This is a genomic window from Luteococcus sp., assembly GCF_043424415.1.
GTDB lineage: Bacteria > Actinomycetota > Actinomycetes > Propionibacteriales > Propionibacteriaceae > Luteococcus.
Genome location: NZ_JBHWOO010000311.1, coordinates 1 through 14,324 on the forward strand (window position 1 = coordinate 1; position 14,324 = coordinate 14,324).

The following is a 14,324-nucleotide window of genomic DNA, read 5'->3' on the forward strand; positions in this document are numbered from 1 at the left end:
GCAATGAATGCGATCGGAGGATGACCATGCAGATCAGGTGGTTCGCCGGAGCGGCCCAGGCCGCCGGCGTCACGCAGGAGGAGGTGGACGCCGCCCAGCAGGGCAGCGTCGCCCAGGTGCTGGTGGGCCTGCGCCCGGGCGTCGCCCAGGTGCTGCCGCGCTGCTCCTTCCTGGCCGACGGCCGGAGCCTTGCAGCAGATGACCCGTGGCCCGAGCAGGCCGCCGTCGTCGACGTCCTGCCCCCCTTCACCGGGGGCTGAGGTGACCCGGGCACACATCCTGGTCGTCTCCGACCGCGCCGTCGCCCGCCCCGACGAGAACCGGGCCGGACCGATCCTCGCCGAAGCCCTGGAGAGGCTCGGGTGCACCGTGCAGCAGCAGGTCGTGGCTGCTGGCGAGGACCAGGTACGCAAGGCGCTGGCCGATGCCGTCGCCCAGTCCGACGTGGTCCTCACCACCGGCGGCACGGGCATCCGTCCCGGCGACGTCGTGCCCGACGTGACGCGCGAGCTTGGCCTGGACGAGCTGCCCGGCATCAGTGAGGAGATCCGGCGCCGCGGTGCGGCCAAGACCAGTGTCAGCCTGCTCTCGCGGGCGGTCGGGGGGCTGGTGACGGCGCCCCACGGCCGGGTGCTGGTGCTCAATGCCCCCAGTTCCCGCGGGGGAGCGCGCGACGTCGCCGCCGTGCTCGACGAGCTGCTGCCGCACCTGCTGCGCGACCTCGCCGGAGCCAGCCGGGACTGACGGCCGCCGGGTGCGGCGGAGCGCTTCTCAGCCGAGCGGCAGCAGGTCCAGCCGGTCGCCTGGCTCGACGGTGGTGCGCTCCTCGTCGATCACGGCCAGTGCCTCGGCGCGGTGCAGGGTCGCGATCCGGTGCGAACCGGCGCCTGGACCGGCGGAGGTGGCCACGGCGCGGCCGTCGACCAGCCGCACCGGGACGATGCTGCGGCGTCCCGGCTTCGAGGTGAAGCGCTGTCCGGCCACCCCGGGTGCCAGCCGAGGGCCGGGGGCGTGCCCGGCCAGACGCTCGAGCACCGGGACGGCGTAGAGGTGGACGCTGACGAAGGCCGCCACCGGATTGCCCGGCAGCGCCAGCACGGGCACCGGGGTGGCGGTGGCATCCTGCAGCAGGCCCCACCCCTGGGGGCCGCCGGGGCTCTGGTGGAGGTGGTCGAAGTGCAGGCCCTCGACGCTGTGCATCACGTCATGGGTGCCCACCGAGACGCCGCCGGTGGTCACCACCAGGTCGGCGAGGTCCAGTGCCTCTGCCAGCGCGTCGGCAAGCTCCTCGGGACGGTCGGCGACGTGCCCCTGCCAGACGATCTCGGCGCCAGCCTCGTCCAGCAGGCCCGCCACCATCAGGGAGTTGGAGTCCGGGATCTGCCCCGGGCCGGGCAGGCGACCGGGCTCCACGAGTTCGGCTCCCGTGGCCAGCACCGCCACCCGTGGTCGGGGACGGACCAGCAGCTCGCCGTGCCCGGTGCTTGCTGCCGCCGCCAGGGCCGCCGGGTCGAGCAGCGTTCCCACGGGCAGGACGTCGTCTCCGACCTCGGCATCCTCGCCGCGGCGACGGATGTGGTCACGTGACGGCAGCGCCTGGATCGTCACCTGTTCGGGCAGGGGGACGTCCCCGGCGGGCTGGTCGGTGAGCTCGACGGGCACCACCTGGTCGCAGCACTCGGGCACCGGGGCTCCGGTCATGATCCTGAGGCACTCGCCGGGGCCGGGAGACAGCGTGCTGGCGCGACCCGCGGGGACCTCGTCGAGCACCCTCAGGCAGACGGGCAGCTGGTCCAGGTCCTCGCGTCGCACCGCGAAGCCGTCCATCGCCGAGTTGTCGAAGGGTGGCACTGCCGAGCGGGCCGCCAGTGCCTCGGCCAGCACCAGGCCGCGACAGGACGAGAGCCCCTGCCGCCGGGGCGGCAGGGGCTTGGCAAGGGTGAGCACCCGTGCGAGGTGTTCGGTGACGCTGGTCATCAGTCCTTGCGGTCGTTCTTGAGCATCGCCGCGAGCAGGAGCCCGACGATGGCGGTGGCCACCAGGGCGTAGAGGCCCTTGGCATAGGAGTTGGTGGCGGCGTCATAGGTGGCGGCCATCACCAGCGGCGGGAAGTAACCACCCAGGCCACCGGCGGCTGCCACGGTGCCCGAGATGGCGCCCACCTTGTCCTTGGGGGAGACCCGCGGCACCCAGCCGAAGATCGAGCCCTGGCCCAGGCCCAGGAAGGCCGCCATCAGCAGGAAGGTGATGCCGGTCAGGGCGCTCTCCTTCTGCTGCGCGGAGGCCAGGAAGGCGCAGACGGCCACGCCGCCGAGGGCAATGATCGAGATGATCTTGGGGCCCACCTTGTCGGCCAGCACGCCGCCGATGGGACGCACCAGCACCGCGGCGATCACGAAGGAGCCCATCCGGTTGGCGGCCGCGACGGTGTCCAGGTGCGGGTAGACGGTGGTGAGGTACTTGGTGAGGAAGGTGGAGAAGGCGACGAAGCCACCGAAGACGATCGCGTACAGGAAGCTCATCTGCCAGGTGATGGCCAGCTTCAGCGCCGCGGTGATCCGCGGCACGATCGGGTTCACCTGGGGCTCCCAGGCCGGGGACTCCTTCATGCAGAACCACACCAGCGCGGCCATCGCCACCAGCACGCCCGCGATGATGAAGTGCGCCATCTGGTAGTTGGTGGCCTTCACCAGGCGCGGGGTGACGAAGGCGGCGACGGCGGTGCCGATCATGCCCATGCCGAAGACGCCATTGGCGAAGCCCCGCTGGCTCGCCGCGTACCAGGCGCTGGAGAAGGGGATGCCGACGGCGAAGATGGTGCCGGCCACGCCCAGGTAGAAGCCCGAGGCGATCAGCAGCGGGTAGTTCTTGGTCTGGCCCGCGATGGAGACCAGCACCACGGCGGGGGCGGCCAGCAGCAGGATGGTGGCGAACATCTTGCGCCCGCCGAGCCGGTCGGTGAGGGCGCCGACCAGGATGCGTCCCAGCGAGCCGACAATCACCGGCGTGGCCAGCATCATGGCGATCTGGCCCTCGCTCAGCCCCATCGAGGTGGCATAGGTCTTCTGCATCGGGGCGATCGACATCCAGGCCCAGAAGCCGGTGGCCGAGGCGAGGGTGGCGAGGATGACCTGGCCCAGCTGGCCCTTCAGGGCGGGGGAGGCCGGGGCGGCCTGTGCGGTACTGCTCATCGACGGATCTTTCTGTCAGGGGTGCCGATCGGGTCCCAGCCGCGACGGTTGCCGGTGCTCGACGGGGTCGGGGCGCCGGTGCGGCTGCGGTAGATGATGTAGGGACGGAAGAGGTAGTGCAGGGGTGCGGTGAAGGCGTGCACCAGGCGGGTGAAGGGCCAGATGGCGAACAGCAGCATGGCGCCGATCACGTGCAGGTGGAAGGGCAGCGTCGCGCGGGTCATGGCCTCGACGTCGGGCTGCAGGACGAACAGCGAGCGGAACCAGGGCGAGACGGTCTCGCGGTAGTTGTGCTCGGTGCCGTCGGGGGCGTGTGCCCCGAAGAGGGTTGCGCAGGTTCCCAGCACGATGGCCGACGCCAGGAAGACGTACATGATCTTGTCATTGGTGGTGGTCGCGTTGAAGACCGACCGGTTGGTGCGGCGACGGTAGACCAGCATGGCCAGGCCGATCAGGGTGGCGACGCCCGCCGCCAGGCCACCCACCATGGCCACCAGGTGGTAGGCGTGCTGGCTGATCCCGACGGCGTCGGTCCAGCTCTTGGGGATCACCAGGCCCATCACGTGGCCGAAGAAGACGAAGATGATGCCGAAGTGGAACAGCGGCGAGGCGATCTTGAGCAGCGTGCTCTCGTAGAGCTGCGAGCTGCGCGTCGTCCAGCCGAACTGGTCATTGCGGTAGCGGTAGATGGTGCCGAGCACCAGCACCGTCAGGCAGCCATAGGGGAGCATGCCCCACAGAAAAGTGTTCATCGGTCTTCCTTTGACGAGCCGAACAGGCGGCCGAGGATTCCTGGGCGGGTGGCGGGCTGGAGCCCGGAACGCAGGCGCGGGGTCTCGACGGACTCGGCCGTCGAGCGCATGGGGCCGGCTGCAGCGTGCAGCGGCTTGTCAGGCCCGGCGCCGTAGCCGTCCAGGCCGACGTCCTCGGTGGGCATGGCCGCATCGACCATGGCCTGGACCTCAGCGCGGCTGGTGGGCGAGGGGCCCGGGAGGGTGGCGCACAGGGCCTGCAGGATCCCTGCGTGGGGCAGGCTGTCACGCTCCATCTGCAGGCGCAGCAGCTCCAGGCTGGGTCGGTAGCGCTGCAGCAGCTCGAAGCCCCGCTCGGGGTCGCCGACGGCGGCGAACTCGAGCACCAGGGGCAGGTGGTCGGGCAGTTCCCCGTCGAGGTCCACCAGCAGGCCGGAGTCCCGGTAGACCTGCTTGATCCCGGCCAGCACCTCACCGCGACGACGGGTGTCGCCGTCGGTCCAGTAGCTCAGGTGCAGGGCATGGCGGCGCGAGGTGTCGAACTCGGCCACGTGGAAGCTCTGCGCCTCCACCAGCGGGGCACTGCCCAGGTGGTCGAGGACGGCGGCGAAGTAACCGCCCCAACCCGTCTCGTCGACCGCCTGCCGCAGCAGGGGCAGCCTGCCCAGCAGCGCCTCGTCGGGATAGGTGAGCAGCAGGGAGGCCGCCTGGTAGCAGACCTGGCGGGAGTCCTGCCCGGTGAGCATGGCCGTCATCCCCGCGGGTCCCTGTCGAGCTTCGAGTAGTCGATCCCGGGCATGCCGTCGGCCGAGGGCATCAGCGGCGGCGGAGCCTGGTCGGCCTCGGCGGCCTCCTGGCGTGCCTTGATCGACTGGTAGGTCTCGATCGCCACCGGCACCGGCCCGCGGGAGCTGGAGCCGAAGGGGCCCTCCTCGTTCATGCCGGGCCCGCCCTCGAAGTCGAGCGAGCAGCCCATCTCCTCCAGGTTGTGGGCCTGTTCGGTGTGGGCCTTGGGGATCACATAGCGCTCGTCGTACTTCGCGATCGCCAGCAGGCGGTACATCTGCTCCATCGCCTCGGGCGTCATCCCGACGGCCGCGGCCAGCTCGGCATCCCGCTCGCGGTGCAGCGTGACGCCGCGCATGTAGGAACGCATCGCCGCGAGCTTCTGCAGCACCTCGGTGACCACCTGGGTGTCACCGGCGGTGAACAGCTCGGCCAGGTACTCCACCGGGATGCGCAGCGCGTCGATGGCGCCGAACAGGTTGCCGGCGGCCTCGGCGTCGTGTCCCTGCTCCTGGAGCAGGTCGACCACGGGCGACAGCGGCGGGATGTACCAGACCATCGGCATGGTGCGGTATTCCGGGTGCAGCGGCAGGGCCACCTTGAAGTGCTTGATCAGCGCGTAGACCGGCGACTTCTGCGCTGCGGTGATCCAGTCGGCGGGGATGCCGGCATCGCGGGCCGCGGCCAGCACTGCCGGGTCCTGCGGGTCGAGCATCACGTCGAGCTGGGCCTGGTAGAGGTCCTGCTCGTTGGCGGTGGCGGCGGCCTGGGTCACCTTGTCCGCGTCGTAGAGGATGATGCCGATGTAGCGCAGCCGGCCCACGCAGGTCTCGGAGCAGACCGTCGGCAGGCCCGCCTCGACGCGCGGGTAGCACATCGTGCACTTCTCGGCCTTGCCGGAGCGGTGGTTGAAGTAGATCTTCTTGTAGGGGCAGCCGGTGATGCAGTGGCGCCAGCCGCGGCAGCGGTCCTGGTCCACCAGCACGATGCCGTCCTCGGAGCGCTTGTAGAGCGCGCCGGAGGGGCAGGAGGCCATGCATGAGGGGTTCAGGCAGTGCTCACAGATGCGAGGCAGGAAGAACATGAAGCTCTTCTCGTACTCGAACTTGATCTTGTCCTGGCTCTCCTTGCGGAGCTTCTCGATCACCGGGTCGGCGTGGCCCGACTCGTGGGTGCCGCCCAGGGCGTCGTCCCAGTTGGCCGAGTAGGTGATCTTGGTGTCCTTGCCGGTGATCAGGCTCTTGGGCCGGGCCACCGGGAAGTCGTCACCCAGCGGGGCATTGGTGAGCGTCTCGTAGTCATAGGTCCACGGCTCGTAGTAGTCGTCGAGCCCGGGCTGGACCGGGGAGGCGAAGATGCTCAGCAGCTTCTTGATGCGCCCGCCCGACCTGAGCTTGAGCCCGCCGCTGGGGGTGCGCACCCAGCCGCCCTGCCACTTGTCCTGGTCCTCGTAGCGACGCGGGTAGCCCTGTCCTGGGCGCGTCTCGACATTGTTGAACCAGACGTACTCGGTGCCGGCCCGGTTGGTCCATGCCTGCTTGCAGGTGACCGAACAGGTGTGGCAGCCGATGCACTTGTCGAGGTTCATCACCATCGCAACCTGTGCCATGACTCGCATCAGTACTGGACCTCCTGGGAGCGCTTGCGGATGGTGGAGATGATGTCGCGGTTCACACCGGTGGGGCCGATGTAGTTGAAGGCATAGGCCTGGTGGGCATAGCCGCCGATCAGGTGGGTGGGCTTGAGCAGGATGCGCGTCACCGAGTTGTGGATTCCGCCGCGACGGCCGGTGGCCTCGCTCTTGGGGACGTCGATGGTGCGCTCCTGGGCGTGCTGGACGTAGGCGATGCCCGGCGGCAGCTTGTGGCTGACCACGGCGCGGGCGACGAAGACACCATTGGCATTGGTGCACTCCACCCACTCGTTGTCCTTGACGTCGATCGCCTTGGCGTCCTCGACGCTGAGCCAGGCCTGGGGGCCGCCTCGTCCCAGCGAGAGCATGAACAGGTTGTCCTGGTACTCGGAGTGGATGGACCACTTGTTGTGCACCGTCAGGTAGCGCAGCGTGATCGCCTTCTCGCCGCGCTCGCCGACCTCCGGCTCGCCGTAGGCACGGCGCATGTCCAGCGGCGGGCGGTAGATGGGCAGCTGCTCACCGGCGTCGATCATCCAGTCGTGGTCCAGGAAGAAGTGCATCCGGCCACTGAGCGTGTGCCAGGGCTTCAGCCGCTCGGTGTTGATGGTGAAGGCGGCATAGCGTCGGCCGCCGGTCTCGGAGCCCGACCACTCCGGCGAGGTGATCACCGGCTGCGGGGAGCTCTGGGTCTGGGCGAAGGTGATGATCTTCTCCTCCGAGCCCTCGGACAGGTCGGCCAGCTTCACACCGGTGCGCTTCTCCAGGGTCTTGAAGCCCTGGGTGGCGAGCTCACCGTTGGTGGTGCCGCTGAAGGTGAGGATGGCCTCGGCCATCCGGGCATCGGTGTCGATCGCGGGGCGTCCCGCGGCTGGGCCGGAGTCGAAGACGCCGTGCAGCCCGGCCAGCCGGTCCACCGCGTGCTTGACGTCATAGGTGATGTTCTTGGTGGTGAAGCCCAGGCGGTCGGCCAGCGGGCCGACGCTGAGCAGCTTGTCGGCGATGGCGGTGTAGTCGCGCTCCACCACCATCAGGTTCGGCATGTTCTTGCCGGGGACGGCCGGCAGGTCGGTGCCACGCCAGTCGGGGACGTGCCCGCCGGGCTGGGCGAGCTCGCCGGGGGTGTCGTGCTGCATGGGCACGGCGACGATGTCCTTGCGGGTGCCCAGGTGCTTGCGAGCCAGCTTGCTGATGGCCTGGGCCAGGGCCTTGAAGGTCTCGAAGTCGCTGCGGGCCTCCCACGGCGGGTCGATGGCCGGGGTGAAGGCGTGCACATAGGGGTGCATGTCGGTCGAGGAGATGTCGTACTTCTCGTACCAGGTGGCGGCCGGGAAGACGATGTCGCTGAGCAGCGTGGAGCTGGTCATGCGGAAGTCGCTGGTGATCAGCAGGTCGAGCTTGCCCTCGGGTGCCTCCTCGCGGAAGCGCACCTGGCGGGGGCGGTGCTCGACCCCGGCGCCGTGACCGTTCTCCATCACGTTGTTGTGGGTGCCCAGCAGGTGCTTGAGGAAGTACTCCTCGCCCTTGGCGGAGCTGCCGAACAGGTTGGAGCGCCACAGGATCAGGTTGCGGGGCCAGTTCTCGGGGGCGTCGATGTCCTCGATCGCCGAGTGCAGGCGGCCCTCCTTGAGCTCGCGGGCCACCCATTCCTGGACGGTGGCGGCCTCGCCGGCGTCCACGGCGGCCTGTGCCTCGTCGGCCAGGTCGAGCGGGTTTCGGTCGAACTGCGGGTACATCGGCATCCAGCCCAGTGCTGCGGCGGTGGCCATGGCGTCGGCGGCGTGCAGGCCGTCGAGCTTGCCGGTGCTGAGCGGCGAGGTGATCGCGTCGGCGCTGAAGCCGTCGGTGCGCCACTGGTCGGTGTGCATGTACCAGTAACCGGTGCCGATCATGGTGCGCGGCGGGCGGCTCCAGTCCAAGGCATTGGCCATGTTGAACCAGCCCGTCATGGGGCGGCACTTCTCCTGGCCGACGTAGTGGGCCCAGCCGCCGCCATTGCGGCCGATGCAGCCGGTGAGCATGAGCAGCGCCATGATCGAGCGGTAGGTGACGTCGGCGTGGTACCAGTGGCAGATGCCGGCACCGATGATGATCATGGTGCGGCCCTCGGACTCCTCGGAGTTCTTGGCGAACTCGCGGGCGATCTTGATGCAGCTCTCGGCGGGGACGCTGGTGATCTCCTCCTGCCAGGCCGGGGTGTAGGGGGTGCTGGCGTCGTCATAGCCGGCGGCCCACTGCCCCGGCAGGCCCTCGCGGCCCACGCCGTACTGGGCCAGCATCAGGTCGAGCACGGTGCAGTACTGCTGGCCCTCGATCTCGATGGTCGGCACGCCGCGGCGGATGACCGAGCCGGCGCCACGCGGGTCCTCGAAGCAGGGCAGGGAGATCTCGGCGACGCCGTGGCCCTCCACGTCGATGACGCTCAGCGCGGGGCGCAGGTCGCCCAGCTCCAGGTTCCACTCGCCCTGGTCGGCCTCGTTGTGGCGGAAGCCCAGCGACCCCTTGGGGACGGCCGGGGCGCCGGAGGCCGAATCCCACAGGACCGTCTTGAAGTTGGCATCGGGCTGGTCGGCGTGCTGGGGCAGGTCGCTGGCGAGCAGGAACTTGCTGGCGGTGGTGACGGTGTGGGCCGGGGCGGTGGTGCCCACCGCGTGCGCGCCGCCGGAGCCGGCGCCGGGGACGTCGGGCTGCTGCAGCTCGGTCTGCTCCAGGCGCACCAGCATCGACAGGTCGGTGTACTGGGTGACGTAGTCGGTGAAGAAGGGGACCTGCCGGTCGACGTAGTTCTCCTTGAGGATGACGTGGCCCATGCTCATCGCCAGGGCCGCGTCGGTGCCGGCCTGGGCGGGCAGCCACTCGTCGGCGAACTTGACGTTGTCGGCGTAGTCGGGGGCCACCGTGACCACCTTGGTGCCGCGGTAGCGCACCTCGGCCATCCAGTGGGCGTCCGGGGTGCGGGTGACCGGGACATTGGAGCCCCACATCATCAGGTAGGTCGAGTCCCACCAGTCGCCCGACTCGGGCACGTCGGTCTGGTCGCCGAAGACCTGGGGGCTGGCCACGGGAAGGTCGGCATACCAGTCGTAGAAGGAGGTCATCGCGCCACCCAGCAGATGGGTGAAGCGGGTGCCGATGGCGTGGCTGACCTGGCTCATCGCCGGGATGGGGCTGAAGCTAACGATGCGATCGGGGCCGTAGTTCTTGATGGTGTTGACATAGCTGGCGGCGCTGATCTCGAGCGCCTCCTCCCAGCTGACGCGCACCAGGCCGCCCTTGCCGCGTCCGCTCTGGTAGCGGCGGCGCTTCTCGGGGGTGGTGGAGACCTCACGGAAGGCCTCGACGGGATCACCCAGACGCTGCTTCGCCTCGCGGTACATCTCGAGCAGCGAGGCCCGGATGTAGGGATAGCGCACGCGGGTGGGGGAGTAGGTGTACCAGCTGAAGGCCGCGCCGCGGGGGCAGCCACGGGGCTCGTACTCGGGACGGTCGCTGCCGGTGGTGGGGTAGTCGGTCTGCTGCGACTCCCAGGTGATGATGCCGTCCTTGACGTAGACCTTCCACGAGCAGGAACCGGTGCAGTTCACGCCGTGGGTGGAGCGGACCACCTTGTCGTGGCTCCAGCGGTCGCGGTAGAAGACGTCGCCCTGTCGACCGCCCTCGCGGAAGACGGCCCGGCCGTCGTCGGTCTCGTCCCACTTGGTGAAGAAGCGGCCCATCTTCAGCAGGGCATTGGCGGCTGCCCCGTCGGTGCGCGCGGTGTCAGTCATGCCCATATCCAACCATGGAGATGACGACGATGCGTAGTTTTGTCCGGCAGATCCATGGCTAATTAATTCGTGACGAATCTGGTGCGAAATTCCTTGTGGGTGGGTGATTCAGTGCCCCTCGATGGTGCAACTTTCAAGGGTCGGCGCGGGTTGCTGGCGGATAGGCTGGCCGGTATGCCGAGCCCCGCCGCCATCATCCTCGCCGGAGGCGCCTCGCGCCGGATGGGACGGGCCAAGCAGGCCCTCCTGCTGGACGGCGCCAGCCTGCTGCAACGCAGCATCGACGCAGCCCGTGCCGCCGGCTGCACCCAGGTGGTCGTCGTCGCGCCGGCCGAGCGGGCGGGGCAGTGGTTCGAGCCCGCCCCCGACCTCGTCCTCGCCCTGGAGGACCCGCCCGGTGGCGGGCCCGTGGCTGGCATCGTCGCCGGCACCACGGCACTGGCCGGGCTCGACGAGACCATCCCGGTCCTGCTGCTGGCCTGTGACCTGCCCCGGGCCCCAGAGCTGGCGGCCCAGCTCCATGCACACCTGGCCGAGCACGGGACGGCACACAGTGTGGTGCCCGTCGACGACGAGGGCTGGGCCCAGTACCTGTGCTCGGTGCACCCGCTGTCCGAACTGCGCTCCCGCGCGGCCCTCCATGGCCAGGGGCGGGACCTGTCGGTCCGCGCCTTCTTCTCGGGGCTGGAGGCGCGCACGCCGCGCGTCAGCCCCGAACTCCTGGTTGATGTGGACACCCCCGAGCAGGCCCGCGGCGCCGGTGTGCAGCTCGGCTGAGGGTCACAACTCGAACAATTTTGCCCACGGTGGGCTGTCATGCGCCTAGTCTTCGGCCATGAAGACCACGCAACGGCGCCTCGGGCTGCTCACCAAGATCCTCATCGCCATCGTCCTGGGCATCGCCTGCGGGTTGTTCTTCCCCGCACCCCTGGTCAGGGTCTTCGTCACCATCAACGGCCTGTTCGGCAACTACCTGGGCTTCGTGATCCCACTGATCATCCTGGGCCTGATCGCCCCGGCCATCGGCGAGCTCGGCGCCGGGGCGGGCAAGTGGCTGGCCGTCACCACCGCACTGGCCTACGGCTCCACCCTCTTCGCCGGCTTCATGGGCTATGTCGTCTCGATGGCCGTGCTGCCCAGGGTGCTGGAGGGCAAGAAGGTCCCCGGACTGAGCAATCCCGAGGATGCGCTGTTCACCCCCTTCTTCAAGGTGGAGATGCCGCCGGTGATGGGCGTCATGTCGGCACTGCTGCTGGCCTTCGTCGTCGGTGTCGCGCTCACGGCAATCAAGGGTGGCGTGGTGCAGCGCGGGCTGGTGGAGTTCCGCGAGATCATCGAGCTGGTCATCGTCAAGACCGTCATCCCGCTGCTGCCGCTCTACATCTTCGGCATCTTCTGCAACATGACCGCCGCCGGCGAGGTGTGGAATGTCATCACCACCTTCCTGGGCGTCATCGTCATGGTCTTCGCGCTGACGATCGTGCTCCTGCTGCTGCAGTACGGCGTGGCCGGCGCCATCGCCCACCGCAACCCGCTGAGGATGCTCAAGACCCTGCTGCCCGCCTACGCCACCGCGCTGGGCACTTCCTCCTCGGCGGCGACGATCCCCGTCACCCTGCGCCAGACCATCGCCTCGGGCGTCTCGGAGCCGGTGGCCAGCTTCGTCATCCCGCTGTGCGCCACCATCCACCTGGCCGGTTCGACGATCAAGATCACCTGCTTCAGCCTGGCCGTCATGATCATCTACGGCATGCCCATCCACACCGGCACCATCGTCGGCTTCATCATGCTGCTGGGCATCATGATGGTGGCCGCCCCCGGCGTCCCCGGTGGCGCGATCATGACCGCCACCGCCCTGCTCACCAGCCAGCTCGGCTTCAACGAGGCGCAGGTGGGCCTGATGATCGCCACCTACATCGCCATCGACTCCTTCGGCACCGCCACCAATGTCACCGGCGACGCCGCCATCGCCACCATCGTCGACACGCTCGTCGAGCGCGACGGTGGGATGCCGGGGCGCGAGGCACCGGTGGTCGCGGGCTGAGCCCGGCCCCGGCACGACAGGGCCGGGCCTGGGCCAGCCTCAGTTGCAGGTCACACCCGTCGCGTGCACCGGGCAGTAGCCATTCGGGACCCGGTCCAGGTACTGCTGGTGGTACTCCTCGGCCCAGTACCACTCGGGTGCCGGCTCCACGGTCGTGGTGATCGCCCCGTAACCGGCATTGGTGAGCCCCTGCTGGAAGGAGTCGCGGGAGCGCTCGGCGACCTGCTGCTGCTCGTCGCTGGTGGTGAAGACGGCCGAGCGGTACTGGCTGCCAACGTCATTGCCCTGGCGGTCGCCCTGGGTGGGGTCGTGGTTCTCCCAGAAGACCGCCAGCAGCTGGTCATAGCTGATCCGGCTGGGGTCGAAGACGACGCGCACCGTCTCGGCATGGCCGCTCTGCCCGGTGCAGGTCTGCTCATAGGTGGGGTGGGTGATCTGTCCGCCCATGTAGCCGGCCGCCGTCGACAGCACCCCGTCGAGCTGCCAGAAGAGCTTCTCCGCGCCCCAGAAGCAGCCCATCGCGAAGTAGGCCACCTCGCTGCCGGGAAAGTCGCGGTCCAGCGGGTCACCGAAGATGCGGTGGTGGCAGGGCATCACCAGCGGCGAGATGGGATTGTCGACGACCTGGGGACGGGGGCGCTCGAAGAACATGGGCCAAGGCTAGCTCGCGGCCGGTGTCCACAAACCACACTGAGAACAGGCCACGGTGCAGCATCTGCGCCGACATGGCTCCTGGACGTGGTTTCGAGTGCCGGGCTGGCGTGTGCCCGCCCCCAGTGGCTCAGGCCTTGGGGTGGACGGCGCCGGGCGTGGTGCTGCCCAGCAGCTGGCTGACCGTCACCAGGGTGTAGCCCTGCTCGTGCAGGCCGTCGATGATGGCCGGCGCCGCCTCGACGGTCCATGGGTGGATGTCGTGCATCAGGATGATCGAGTTGCGGCTGGAGCGCTGCAGGGTGAGCCGCGTGATGGCCTCGGCGGACTGGTTGCTGGCCACCCAGTCCTCCGGTGAGTTGTTCCACACCACGACGGCCAGCCCATTCCTGCCGACCACCCTGTCGGTGCGGGAGGTGCGGGCCGCATAGGGCGGGCGCATCAGCGTCGGGGTCTGGCCGGTGATCCTCGCCAGCGCCTTGTTGGTCTGCGCCACCTCCCAGGCCACCTTCTCGTCGGAGAGCCCGCTGATCGGCTTGTGGTCGTAGGTGTGGTTGGCGATCTCGAAGCCCTGCTGGTGGGCCTTGCGCACCGTCTCCGGGTAGGTCTCGGCGGCATTGCCCAGCATGAACAAGGTCGCGGTGGCCTTGCGGTCGGTGAAGGCCTTGAGCAGCTGCGGCGTCAGGGTGCTGGGGCCGTCGTCATAGGTGAGGGCGATGCACTTGAGCTTGCGGCAGTCGGGTTCGGTGGTGGCGCTCGGGGTGGGCGTCGGCGAGCTCGCAGGCGTGGATCCGGTGGCGCTGGGCGAAGTGGTGCCACCGGCGCCCGAGGAGTAAGTCGGGGTGCTGGCGGCACAACCGGCCAGGGCGACGGTGCAGGCGAGCAGAGTGGGGGAGAGCAGGCGACGGATCACCAAGCCATGCTAGGGATGACGCGGGTCAGCGGGGCCCCAGCCGCCAGTCGATCGGCTCGGCCCCCTGCTCGACCAGCAGCTGGTTGCACCGGCTGAAGGGACGCGAGCCGAAGAAACCCGAGCGCGCCGACAGCGGCGACGGGTGTGGGCTGGCGATCACCGGTACCTGCCCCAGCATCGGAGCCAGCGACTGCGCGTCGCGGCCCCACAGGATCGCCACCAGGGGCCCACCGCGGGCGGCCAGTGCCTCGATGGCGCACTGGGTCACCGCCTCCCAGCCCTTGCCGCGATGTGATCCGGCAGCCCCTGGGCGCACGGTCAGCACGCGATTGAGCAGCAGCACGCCCTGCTCGAACCAGGGCGACAGGTCGCCGTCGGGGGCCGGGGCGATGCCCAGGTCGTCGTGCAGCTCGCGGTAGATGTTCTGCAGGCTGCGCGGCACCGGGCGCACCTCGGGATCGACGCTGAAGCTCAGCCCCACCGCATGCCCGGGAGTGGGGTAGGGGTCCTGGCCCACCACCAGCACCCGCACGTCGGCCAACGGGCGGCTGAAGGCGCGCAGCACCCGCTCGCCGGCGGGCAGGTAG

The 14,324-nt window shown here is 69.4% G+C and carries 13 protein-coding genes; 4 read left to right on the forward strand and 9 right to left on the reverse strand.

The features are described 5' to 3' along the window. Positions 1-26 precede the first annotated feature (26 nt). A complete protein-coding gene (locus ACHFFZ_RS17295) occupies positions 27-260 on the forward strand; it encodes a MoaD/ThiS family protein (RefSeq protein WP_394277821.1) in 234 nt (77 codons plus the stop codon). A gap of 1 nt (position 261) precedes the next feature. Continuing rightward, complete coding sequence (locus ACHFFZ_RS17300; protein WP_394277822.1) at positions 262-744, forward strand: MogA/MoaB family molybdenum cofactor biosynthesis protein; 483 nt, start codon at positions 262-264, stop codon at positions 742-744. A gap of 27 nt (positions 745-771) precedes the next feature. On the opposite strand, the gene glp is transcribed toward ACHFFZ_RS17300, so the two are convergent. The 6 genes from glp to ACHFFZ_RS17330 are packed head-to-tail and all read right to left on the reverse strand — an operon-like array spanning position 772 to position 10,129. Beyond that, positions 772-1,977 carry a gephyrin-like molybdotransferase Glp gene (glp, locus tag ACHFFZ_RS17305; protein WP_394277823.1) on the reverse strand — a complete coding sequence of 402 codons (1,206 nt, stop codon included), beginning with the start codon at positions 1,975-1,977 and terminating at the stop codon, positions 772-774. Then, complete coding sequence (locus ACHFFZ_RS17310) at positions 1,977-3,191, reverse strand: MFS transporter (RefSeq protein WP_394277824.1); 1,215 nt, start codon at positions 3,189-3,191, stop codon at positions 1,977-1,979. Before ACHFFZ_RS17310 ends, glp begins: the two co-directional genes overlap by 1 nt. Then, on the reverse strand, positions 3,188-3,943 hold the full coding sequence (gene narI, locus ACHFFZ_RS17315) for a respiratory nitrate reductase subunit gamma (protein WP_394277825.1): 756 nt from the start codon (positions 3,941-3,943) through the stop codon (positions 3,188-3,190). The genes ACHFFZ_RS17310 and narI overlap by 4 nt, the downstream gene beginning before the upstream one ends. Next, a complete protein-coding gene (gene narJ, locus ACHFFZ_RS17320; protein ID WP_394277826.1) occupies positions 3,940-4,698 on the reverse strand; it encodes a nitrate reductase molybdenum cofactor assembly chaperone in 759 nt (252 codons plus the stop codon). Before narJ ends, narI begins: the two co-directional genes overlap by 4 nt. Then, complete coding sequence (gene narH, locus ACHFFZ_RS17325) at positions 4,695-6,347, reverse strand: nitrate reductase subunit beta (RefSeq protein WP_394277827.1); 1,653 nt, start codon at positions 6,345-6,347, stop codon at positions 4,695-4,697. The genes narJ and narH overlap by 4 nt, the downstream gene beginning before the upstream one ends. Beyond that, positions 6,347-10,129 carry a nitrate reductase subunit alpha gene (locus ACHFFZ_RS17330; protein WP_394277828.1) on the reverse strand — a complete coding sequence of 1,261 codons (3,783 nt, stop codon included), beginning with the start codon at positions 10,127-10,129 and terminating at the stop codon, positions 6,347-6,349. The genes narH and ACHFFZ_RS17330 overlap by 1 nt, the downstream gene beginning before the upstream one ends. 174 nt (positions 10,130-10,303) lie before the next feature. On the opposite strand from ACHFFZ_RS17330, the gene ACHFFZ_RS17335 reads away from it, so the two are divergent. Both ACHFFZ_RS17335 and ACHFFZ_RS17340 read left to right on the forward strand, forming a co-directional pair. Further along, entirely contained in the window at positions 10,304-10,906 is a 603-nt protein-coding gene (locus ACHFFZ_RS17335) for a molybdenum cofactor guanylyltransferase (protein ID WP_394277829.1), read from the forward strand. Positions 10,907-10,964: 58 nt separating this feature from the next. Then, the gene (locus tag ACHFFZ_RS17340) at positions 10,965-12,173 is read left to right on the forward strand and encodes a dicarboxylate/amino acid:cation symporter (RefSeq protein ID WP_394277830.1); all 1,209 of its coding nucleotides are present in this window, start codon (positions 10,965-10,967) and stop codon (positions 12,171-12,173) included. A 39-nt stretch (positions 12,174-12,212) separates the two neighbouring features. Here ACHFFZ_RS17340 and msrA read toward each other — a convergent pair whose 3' ends face one another. From msrA to ACHFFZ_RS17355, 3 genes are all read right to left on the reverse strand, one after another. Beyond that, a complete protein-coding gene (msrA, locus tag ACHFFZ_RS17345; RefSeq protein ID WP_394277831.1) occupies positions 12,213-12,824 on the reverse strand; it encodes a peptide-methionine (S)-S-oxide reductase MsrA in 612 nt (203 codons plus the stop codon). 130 nt (positions 12,825-12,954) lie between these two features. Then, entirely contained in the window at positions 12,955-13,737 is a 783-nt protein-coding gene (locus tag ACHFFZ_RS17350) for a polysaccharide deacetylase family protein (protein WP_394277832.1), read from the reverse strand. A 25-nt stretch (positions 13,738-13,762) separates the two neighbouring features. Beyond that, on the reverse strand, positions 13,763-14,324 hold a 562-nt coding region (locus ACHFFZ_RS17355), incomplete at its 5' end, for a uracil-DNA glycosylase (RefSeq protein ID WP_394277833.1).

Excerpts from the sequence above, each read along its gene's own strand:
- ACHFFZ_RS17295 (WP_394277821.1), top strand. The coding sequence starts at position 27 with ATGCAGATCAGGTGGTTCGCCGGAGCGGCCCAGGCCGCCGGCGTCACG.
- glp (WP_394277823.1), bottom strand. The coding sequence starts at position 1,977 with ATGACCAGCGTCACCGAACACCTCGCACGGGTGCTCACCCTTGCCAAG.
- ACHFFZ_RS17310 (WP_394277824.1), bottom strand. The coding sequence starts at position 3,191 with ATGAGCAGTACCGCACAGGCCGCCCCGGCCTCCCCCGCCCTGAAGGGC.
- narI (WP_394277825.1), bottom strand. The coding sequence starts at position 3,943 with ATGAACACTTTTCTGTGGGGCATGCTCCCCTATGGCTGCCTGACGGTG.
- narJ (WP_394277826.1), bottom strand. The coding sequence starts at position 4,698 with ATGACGGCCATGCTCACCGGGCAGGACTCCCGCCAGGTCTGCTACCAG.
- narH (WP_394277827.1), bottom strand. The coding sequence starts at position 6,347 with ATGCGAGTCATGGCACAGGTTGCGATGGTGATGAACCTCGACAAGTGC.
- ACHFFZ_RS17330 (WP_394277828.1), bottom strand. The coding sequence starts at position 10,129 with ATGACTGACACCGCGCGCACCGACGGGGCAGCCGCCAATGCCCTGCTG.
- ACHFFZ_RS17335 (WP_394277829.1), top strand. The coding sequence starts at position 10,304 with ATGCCGAGCCCCGCCGCCATCATCCTCGCCGGAGGCGCCTCGCGCCGG.
- ACHFFZ_RS17340 (WP_394277830.1), top strand. The coding sequence starts at position 10,965 with ATGAAGACCACGCAACGGCGCCTCGGGCTGCTCACCAAGATCCTCATC.
- msrA (WP_394277831.1), bottom strand. The coding sequence starts at position 12,824 with ATGTTCTTCGAGCGCCCCCGTCCCCAGGTCGTCGACAATCCCATCTCG.